General features: G+C 71.6%; 7 protein-coding genes. 5 read left to right on the forward strand and 2 right to left on the reverse strand.

The annotated features are described in order from the left end of the window. Window positions 1-83: 83 nt before the first annotated feature. The 4 genes from ACIRNI_RS26935 to ACIRNI_RS26950 are packed head-to-tail and all read left to right on the forward strand — an operon-like array spanning window position 84 to window position 4590. Window positions 84-1340, forward strand: coding sequence for an activator-dependent family glycosyltransferase (locus ACIRNI_RS26935; protein WP_403555163.1), 1257 nt, complete (start codon window positions 84-86; stop codon window positions 1338-1340). Between the two features lie 22 nt (window positions 1341-1362). Then, entirely contained in the window at window positions 1363-2073 is a 711-nt protein-coding gene (locus ACIRNI_RS26940) for a class I SAM-dependent DNA methyltransferase (RefSeq protein WP_403555165.1), read from the forward strand. Window positions 2074-2086: 13 nt separating this feature from the next. Beyond that, complete coding sequence (locus ACIRNI_RS26945; protein WP_403555167.1) at window positions 2087-3484, forward strand: NDP-hexose 2,3-dehydratase family protein; 1398 nt, start codon at window positions 2087-2089, stop codon at window positions 3482-3484. Continuing rightward, window positions 3481-4590 carry a DegT/DnrJ/EryC1/StrS family aminotransferase gene (locus ACIRNI_RS26950; RefSeq protein ID WP_403555169.1) on the forward strand — a complete coding sequence of 370 codons (1110 nt, stop codon included), beginning with the start codon at window positions 3481-3483 and terminating at the stop codon, window positions 4588-4590. The genes ACIRNI_RS26945 and ACIRNI_RS26950 overlap by 4 nt, the downstream gene beginning before the upstream one ends. Before the next feature lie 31 nt (window positions 4591-4621). Here the strand turns inward: ACIRNI_RS26950 and ACIRNI_RS26955 are convergent, their stop codons facing one another. Both ACIRNI_RS26955 and ACIRNI_RS26960 read right to left on the reverse strand, forming a co-directional pair. Then, entirely contained in the window at window positions 4622-5818 is a 1197-nt protein-coding gene (locus tag ACIRNI_RS26955) for a cytochrome P450 (RefSeq protein WP_403555171.1), read from the reverse strand. Between the two features lie 34 nt (window positions 5819-5852). After that, complete coding sequence (locus ACIRNI_RS26960; RefSeq protein WP_403555173.1) at window positions 5853-6599, reverse strand: thioesterase II family protein; 747 nt, start codon at window positions 6597-6599, stop codon at window positions 5853-5855. A 288-nt stretch (window positions 6600-6887) separates the two neighbouring features. On the opposite strand from ACIRNI_RS26960, the gene ccrA reads away from it, so the two are divergent. After that, window positions 6888-8144: a crotonyl-CoA carboxylase/reductase gene (gene ccrA / locus ACIRNI_RS26965; RefSeq protein ID WP_403555175.1), complete on the forward strand. Its 1257-nt coding sequence runs from the start codon at window positions 6888-6890 to the stop codon at window positions 8142-8144. The last annotated feature ends 32 nt before the right edge of the window (window positions 8145-8176 follow it).

Consider the following 8176-nt stretch of genomic DNA (forward strand, 5'->3'; position numbering starts at 1 on the left):
TGTTCCTGCCGAGTACACCACTGCAGCGAAACCGGCAGCGAAACCGGCCCGTTCCCGTCAACGGTCCCGTCTGGAGGACGGCAATGCGCATTCTCTTCGCGGCACATGCGGAGAAGACGCACTTTTTCAGCATGGTGCCCCTGGCGTGGGCACTGCGCACGGCGGGCCACGAGGTCAGGGTCGCCACCCAGCCGGAGATGGCGGAGACCGTCACGAGAACCGGCCTGACGGCGGTGCCGCTCGGCGCCGACCACCGGTGGAAGCAGGTCATGGAAGCCAGCCAGGACGAAGGCTGGGGGTCCCGGGTCGCCGAAGCCGTCACGCACTCGGCGGACCTGGGCCACGAGGAGCTCTTCCGCTTCTTCGACGAGACCACCTCCCGCTACTTCCGCACCGTCAACAACGACGAGTTCACGGACGCGCTGGTCGCCCACGCCCGCTGGTGGCAGCCCGACCTGATCGTGTGGGAGCAGTTCACCTGGGCCGGAGCGGTCGCCGCCCAGGTCACCGGCGCGGCGCACGCCCGCATGCTGTGGGGGGCCGACGTGGTGACGCGCTCCCGCAACGACTTCCTGGACCGTCTCGCGGAGCTCCCCGAGGACCGGCGGACGGACCCGCTGCGCGACTGGCTCACCGAGTCGCTCGCCCGGCACGGCGCGGCCTACGACGAGACCGTCGCCAACGGGCAGTGGACGATCGACGTCAGCCCGCCCGGCCACCGCATCGACAACGGCCTGCCGGTGGTCGGCGTGCGCTACATCCCGTACAACGGTCAGGCGGAGCTGCCCGAATGGCTCGCCGCCGAGCCGGCCAAACCCCGCGTCGCCGTCACCGCCGGCATCTCCGTACGCGGCTACTTCGGCTTCGACATGTTCAGCATCGGCGCCCTCCAGGCCTTCGCCGGCCTCGACATCGAGCTGATCGCCACGCTGCTCCCGGCCCCGGGGGAGTCGGCGGACATGGCACCGGACAACGCCACCGTCCTGGACTTCGTCCCCATGCAGGGCCTGCTGCCGACCTGTTCGGCCGTGGTCCACATCGGCGGAGCGGGCGTGCAGTCCACCGCCGCCTACTACGGCGTCCCGCAGCTGATCCTGCCCGGCTTCTGGGACACGGTCGTACGCGCCGACCTCGTCGAGCGGTCCGGCGCGGGCATCTCGCTGCCGCCGGGACAGGTCACGCCCGAAGGCGTGCGCGAGTCCCTCGTGCGACTCCTCGAGGACCCGTCGTTCCGCACGGGGGCCGAGGCGCTGCGCAAGGACCTGCTGTCCGCGCCCTCGCCCAACGACGTCGTCCCGGTCCTCGAAGACCTCACCGCCCGCCACAAGAGCGCTGTCTGAGCAGCCCGAGGGGACCACAGCCGTGTACGGAGCAGAGTTCGCCGAGATCTACGACCTGATCCACCAGGGCCGGGGCAAGGACTACGCCAGCGAGGCGCGGTTCGTCGCCGGCCTCGCCCGCGAGAAGGCCCCGGCCGCCACCTCGCTGCTGGACGTGGCCTGCGCCACGGGCTCGCACCTGGGAGCCTTCGCCGAGATGTTCGAGACGGTCGCGGGCGTGGAGCTGTCCGCGCCCATGGTCGAGGTGGCCCGTCGCAAGCTGGGGGACACCGTCCACCAGGGCGACATGCGCGACTTCGACCTCGGCGCCCGGTTCTCCGTCGTCACCTGCATGTTCGGCTCCATAGGCCACGCGATGACGGAGCCCGAACTCGTCGCCACGCTGCGCCGGTTCGAGGCGCATCTCGAGGACGGCGGCGTCGTCGTCGTCGATCCGTGGTGGTTCGACGACACCTTCACCCCCGGCCATGTGGCGGCCGACGTGTGCACCGTGGACGGGCTCACCATGGCCCGCGTCTCGCACGCCACCCGCCAGGACGACAAGTCCCGCATGGAGGTCCACTACACCGTGGCCGGCCCGGACGACGGCATCCGGCACTTCGTCGAGACGTACCTGGCACGCCTCTACACCCGGGAGCAGTACGAGAAGGCCTTCGCCGAGGCCGGGCTGACCGCCGACTACCTGCCCGGGGTGCAGAACGGCCGCGGGCTGTTCCTCGCCGTACGCGCCTGACCGGCCGCCCGACATGACACAGGTGACCGAGCAGGCACCCGCGACGCGGTACACCGAGTCGGCACGGTTCGCCGAGTCGGCGCGGGCCGTCGACGGCGTCGTGACGGACGCGGCGGCCTTCGACGCCTGGCTCGCCGACTGCCGCGACCGCTTCCACACCACCGTCGAACTCCGCCCCCTGGACGCGCTGCGGGGCTGGTCCGTGGACCCGCGCACCGGGGACGTCGGACATTCCAGCGGGCGGTTCTTCGCCGTACACGGCCTCGACGTGCGGGTGCCGGGAGCCGCCGTGGAACACTGGCGGCAGCCCATCATCAGCCAGCCCGAGGCCGGCATCCTCGGCATCCTCGTCAAGGAGTTCGACGGGGTGCCGCACTGCCTGATGCAGGCCAAGGCCGAGCCCGGCAACGTCAACGGCGTCCAGCTCTCGCCGACCGTCCAGGCGACCCGGAGCAACTACAGCGGCGTGCACCGCGGCAAGGCCGTCCCCTACCTCGAGTACTTCCGCGACACGGCGCACCACCGGGTGCTCGCCGACGTCCTCCAGTCCGAGCAGGGCGCGTGGTTCCACCGCAAACGCAACCGCAACCTGATCGTCGAGGCCACCGGCCCGGTCGAGGTCCTCGACGGCTTCTGCTGGCTGACCCTCGGACAGCTCCACCAGCTGCTGCGCCAGGACGATCTGGTCAACATGGACACCCGCACGGTGATGTCCTGCCTCCCCGGCGCCGCCCCCACGACCGCGGAGTGGGGGCCCTCGTACGGAGAACTCCTGCGCTGGATCACCGAGGAACGCACCCGCCGCGAACGCCACGTGCGCCGGATCCCGCTGAACGCCGTCACCGGCTGGCAGCTCCGCGACGGCCGCGTCACCCACCGGGACGGACTCTTCTTCGACGTCGTCGGCGTCTCGGTGGAGGCGGCCGGCCGCGAGGTCGGCCGCTGGGACCAGCCGCTGCTCGCCCCGCACGGCACCGGACTGGTCGCGCTGCTGGTCCGCGAGATCGACGGAGTGCCGCACGCGCTGCTGCACGCCCGCGTCGAAGCCGGCCACCTCGACGTCCTCGAACTCGCCCCCACCGTGCAGTGCACCCCGCAGACCTACGCGCACCTGCCCCCCGAGGCCCGCCCCCGCTTCCTCGACACCGTGCTGACCGCGCCGGAGGAGAACGTGCTCTTCAGCGCCGTCCACTCCGAGGAGGGCGGACGCTTCCTGCACGCCCGCAACCGCTACGTGATCGTCGAGGCCGACGCCGGCCTCTCCCTCGCGGACTGCCCCGACTACCGGTGGACGGCGCTCCCCGACACGACCGCGCTGCTCCGCCACAGCCACTACCTGAACATCCAGGCCCGCTCCATCCTCGCCTGTCTCCACGGCCTGGCCGGCCGGGAGGGAAAAGAGACGTCATGACCCTGCGCGTATGGGACTACCTCGACGAGTACGAGGCGGAGCGCGAGGACATCCTCGACGCGGTGGACCAGGTCTTCCGCTCCGGACAACTGGTCCTCGGACCCTCCACCACCGGTTTCGAGCAGGAGTTCGCCGCCTACCACGGGCTGGCGCACGGCGTCGGCGTGGACAACGGCACCAACGCCCTCGTCCTCGCCCTGCGCGCCCTGGGCGTCGGACCGGGCGACGAGGTCGTCACGGTCTCCAACACCGCGGCGCCCACCGTCATCGCCATCGACCAGGTCGGCGCCACCCCCGTCTTCGTGGACGTGCGCGAGAGCGACTACCTGATGGACACCGCACAGGCCGAGGCCGCGGTCACCCCGCGCACCCGCTGCCTGCTGCCCGTCCACCTCTACGGCCAGTGCGTCGACCTCGCCCCCCTGGAGAAGCTCGCCGCCCGGCACGACCTGGCGCTCCTGGAGGACTGCGCCCAGTCGCACGGGGCCCGGCAGAACGGCCGCCTGGCCGGCACCACCGGCAGGGCCGCGGCGTTCTCCTTCTACCCGACGAAGGTCCTCGGCGCCTACGGCGACGCCGGCGCGGTGCTCACCGACGACGCGGCCACCGACGCCGCACTGCGCCGGTTGCGGTACTACGGCATGGAGAAGCGTTACTACGTCGAGCAGACCCCGGGCCACAACTCCCGCCTGGACGAGGTGCACGCCGAGATCCTGCGCCGCAAACTGCGCCGGCTCGACGGCTACATCGAGGCCCGGCGCCGCGTCGCGGCCCGCTACGCCGAGGCGCTCGCGGACACCGACCTCGTCCTGCCGCAGGTGGTCTCCGGCAACGACCACGTCTACTACCTCTACGTCGTCAGGCACCCGCGCCGCGACGCCATCATCGAGGCGCTGCGCCCGCACGGCGTCGAGCTCAACATCAGCTACCCCTGGCCGGTCCACACGATGACCGGCTTCGCCCACCTCGGGCAGCCCGCGGGCTCGCTGCCGGTCACCGAGGCGCTGGCCGGCGAGATCTTCTCCCTGCCGATGTACGCCTCGCTCTCCGAGGAACGCCAGGACAAGGTGATCGCCGCGCTGCGCGAGGTGCTGCGCACGCTGTGACGCCCGCGCTCGGCGCCGGCCGCCGCCGCGTTCAGTGCGTGAGACGCAGCGGCAGCTCCAGCAGCCCGTGCAGGTTGAAGTGCTTGTTGACCGGCAGGTCCTCGCGCAGCAGCTCGATCTTCGCGTACCGCTCCAGCAGACGGGAGAAGACGGTCGCGGCCTCCAGCCGCCCCAGCACCGCTCCCAGACAGAAGTGCGGCCCCGCACTGAACGCCAGCGTCTTCGGCTCGGTGCGGGCCAGGTCCAGCCGGTCCGGGGCCGGGTAGCGCTCCGGGTCCCGCCCGGCCGCGTCGAGCAGCCCCATGACGTGAGCCCCCTTCGGGACGAGCTTCCCCCCGATCTCCATGTCGGCGGTGGCGATCCGGGTGGCCAGCGTGACCGGCGGGTCGAAGCGGGACAGCTCGTCCACGGCCGTCGGCATCAGCGACGGGTCCGCCCGCAGCGCCTCCAGCGCCTCCGGCTGCCTCAGCAGCGCCAGCATGCCGTTGCCGATGAGGTTCACGGTGGTCTCGTGGCCGGCGTTGAAGATGAGCAGGATGTTGGCGACGATCTCGTCCTCGGTGAGCTGCTCGCCGTCCTCCGCCTGCATCAGCACCGACAGCAGGTCGTGCTCCGGGTCCGCGCCGCGCCGGGACGCCATCAGGTCCAGCAGGTACCTGCGGAACTCCGGCTCGGCCTTGTTCATGGCGATCCGCCGGCTGGGCGAGACGTCCGGGTCCAGGACGTACCCCACCTTGTCCGTCCAGTCCCGGCAGCGCGCGCGGTCCTCGACGGGGATGCCGAGCAGCTCGCCGACCACCGCGACCGGCATCGGCAGCGCCAGGTCGCGGATCAGGTCCACCTCGCCGTCGCCCATGGCGTCCAGCAGACCGTCCACGATCTCCGTGATGCGCGGCCGCAGCCGGTCGATGAAGCGCGGCGTGAACACCCGCGCGATCAGCTTGCGCAGCCGCCGGTGGTCCGCTCCGTCCTGCAGCAGCAGCCACTTGTCCACGCTGCGCATCACGGGGCAGGTCGGCCCGCCCCGGGTCATCGCCCAGCCCGGCTCCTTGGGGAAGGCGCTCGAGGAGTGCGGGGAGCGCAGCAGCGCGGACACGTCGTCGTAGCGGGTGAGCACCCAGTAGCCCAGCGGCGTACGGTGCACCGGATCGGCCTCCCGCAGCCGCCGGTAGTACGCGAACCGGTCCGCGGCCAGGGCGGGGTCGTTCAGGTCGTACAGCGCGCTCATGCCTTCGCTCCCTACGCGTCGGTGGACTGCCGGCTCAGCTCTGGGCGAGCGTGGTGCGGATCACGTCCAGCACCCGCGCGCTGTGGTCGAGCAGGAAGAAGTGCCCGCCGGGCAGGACCTCCAGCGTGAAGGAGCCGGTGGTGTGCGTGGCCCAGGCCTCGACCTCGAAGAGGTGCGCCTTCGGGTCGGCGTCGCCGATCAGCGCGGTGACCGGGCAGCTCAGCGGCTCGCCCGGCGTCCACGCGTACGTCTCGGCGGCACGGTAGTCGTTACGGACCGACGGGAGCGCCATCCGCATGATCTCCTCGTCCTGCAGCAGCCGGCTGTCCGTACCGGCGAGCGCGCGCACCTCGGCGAGCAGGCCGTCGTCGTCGCGCAGGTGCACGGTCTCGTGGCGCGTCGCCGAGGGCGCGCGGCGGCCGGAGACGAAGAGGTGGGCCGCGGGCCGCCGGGCCTCCATCAGCCGCGCCAGCTCGAAGGCGACGCTGGCACCCATGCTGTGCCCGAGCAGCGCCGTCGGCTTGTCGTCCAGCTCACCGAGCACCTCGTGCACGCGCAGGGCGAGTTCGGGAACGTTGTCGATGCACGGCTCGTGACGGCGGTCCTGGCGCCCCGGGTACTGGATCGCGACGACGTCCACCTGCGGGGACAGCGCCCTCGCGACCGGGAGCCAGAAGCTCGCCGATCCGCCGGCGTGCGGCAGGCACACCAGCCGGATCGGCGCGGCCGGCGCGGGCGCGTAGGCGCGTACCCAGGTCGAGGTGGTGTCGTGAGTCGTCATGTGGTCGTCCACTTCTCGGGTGCGGAAAGGCTGCCGTGATGCCAACACCTCGCGGGCGCGCGGACAAGGGGAACCCGCGGGAACAGGGGCAGCGGACGCCGGATGTCAGGGGGGCCACCGGCTCCGGCACGCCGCGGGCGCCCAGGACTGGGGTTCCGGTGGGCCAGTAGGGGGTGTCCAGGCCCCGGGGCGTTCAGTAGCGTCCCGCACCGCATGAGTGTCAACAAACGAGGCAGATCCGAATCGGACCGGCGCACGCGTGCGCCGGCGCCGGGTGAGGGGGCGACCGTGTCACAACCGCTGTACGAGCTGGGCGACCCCCCGCCGCTGGGCGTGATCCCGGAGCAGATGTACGCCAACGTGATCCGCCAGGACCGCTTCGGGCCGCCCGCGAAGGCGATGCAGACCGAGGTCATGCCGGTGCCCCGGCCCGGGCGCGGTGAGGTCCTCGTCTACGTGATGGCCGCGGGCATCAACTACAACAACGTGTGGGCCTCCCTCGGGGAGCCCATCGACGTGATCGCCATGCGGCAGAAACTGCACGGCGCCACCGAGGACTTCCACATCGGCGGCACCGACGCATCCGGCGTGGTCTGGGCCGTGGGCGAGGGCGTGACGCAGTTCGAGGTGGGCGACGAGGTCGTCACCTCCGGGGCGATCTGGGACGAGACCGCCGAGGACGTCCGCATGGGCATCGACCCCCTCGCGTCGAAGTCCCTGACCGCGTGGGGCTACGAGTCGAACTACGGCTCCTTCGCCCAGTTCACGCGCGTCAAGGAACAGCAGTGCCACCCGAAGCCCGCGAACCTCTCCTGGGAGCGGGCGGGCAGCTTCCTGGTGACCGGCGCCACGGCCTACCGCCAGCTGACCAGCTGGGCGCCGCACGACGTGCGGCCCGGAGACCCGGTGCTGATCTGGGGCGGCTCCGGCGGCATCGGCTCCGCCGCCATCCAGATCACGAACCTGCGCGGCGGCATCCCGATCGCCGTCGTCTCCAGCGAGGAGCGCGGGAAGTACGCCCTCGACCTGGGCGCCAAGGGCGTGATCGACCGCACCGAGTTCCACCACTGGGGGCGGCTGCCGGACCTCGACGACAAGGCCGCGGCGAAGGCGTGGACCGCCGAGGTCCGCCGCTTCGGCGCGAAGTTCTGGGAGGTGCTCGGCGAGCGCCGCAACCCGCGGATCGTCGTGGAACACCCCGGCGAGGAGACCCTGCCGACCTCGATGTTCGTCGTCGACAACGGGGGCATGGTCGTCATCTGCGGGGGCACCAGCGGCTACAACGGCGACCTGGACCTGCGCTACCTCTGGATGCGCAGCAAGCGGCTGCAGGGTTCGCACGGCTCGAACACCCGCGAGAACCGGGCCGTCATCCGGCTCATGTCCGAGGGCCGCCTCGACCCGTGCATCACATGGTGCGGCACCTTCGACGACATCGCCGAGGGCCACCAGAGGCTCTACGAGAACCGGCAGGGCACCGGCAACTTCGCCGTCCTCGTCAACGCCACGTCACACGGGCTGACCACGCTCTCTGGGGTCGGCTAGGGGTTGCCGGGCAAGGATCACCGCTTCCTACG

The sequence above is a fragment of the Streptomyces sp. NPDC093546 genome (assembly GCF_044765045.1).
Taxonomy (GTDB): Bacteria; Actinomycetota; Actinomycetes; order Streptomycetales; family Streptomycetaceae; genus Streptomyces.

What these genes read in the sequence shown, in the direction of transcription:
- ACIRNI_RS26935 (WP_403555163.1), top strand. Translation starts at nt 84, where the DNA reads ATGCGCATTCTCTTCGCGGCACATGCGGAGAAGACGCACTTTTTCAGC.
- ACIRNI_RS26945 (WP_403555167.1), top strand. Translation starts at nt 2,087, where the DNA reads ATGACACAGGTGACCGAGCAGGCACCCGCGACGCGGTACACCGAGTCG.
- ACIRNI_RS26950 (WP_403555169.1), top strand. Translation starts at nt 3,481, where the DNA reads ATGACCCTGCGCGTATGGGACTACCTCGACGAGTACGAGGCGGAGCGC.
- ACIRNI_RS26955 (WP_403555171.1), bottom strand. Translation starts at nt 5,818, where the DNA reads ATGAGCGCGCTGTACGACCTGAACGACCCCGCCCTGGCCGCGGACCGG.
- ACIRNI_RS26960 (WP_403555173.1), bottom strand. Translation starts at nt 6,599, where the DNA reads ATGACGACTCACGACACCACCTCGACCTGGGTACGCGCCTACGCGCCC.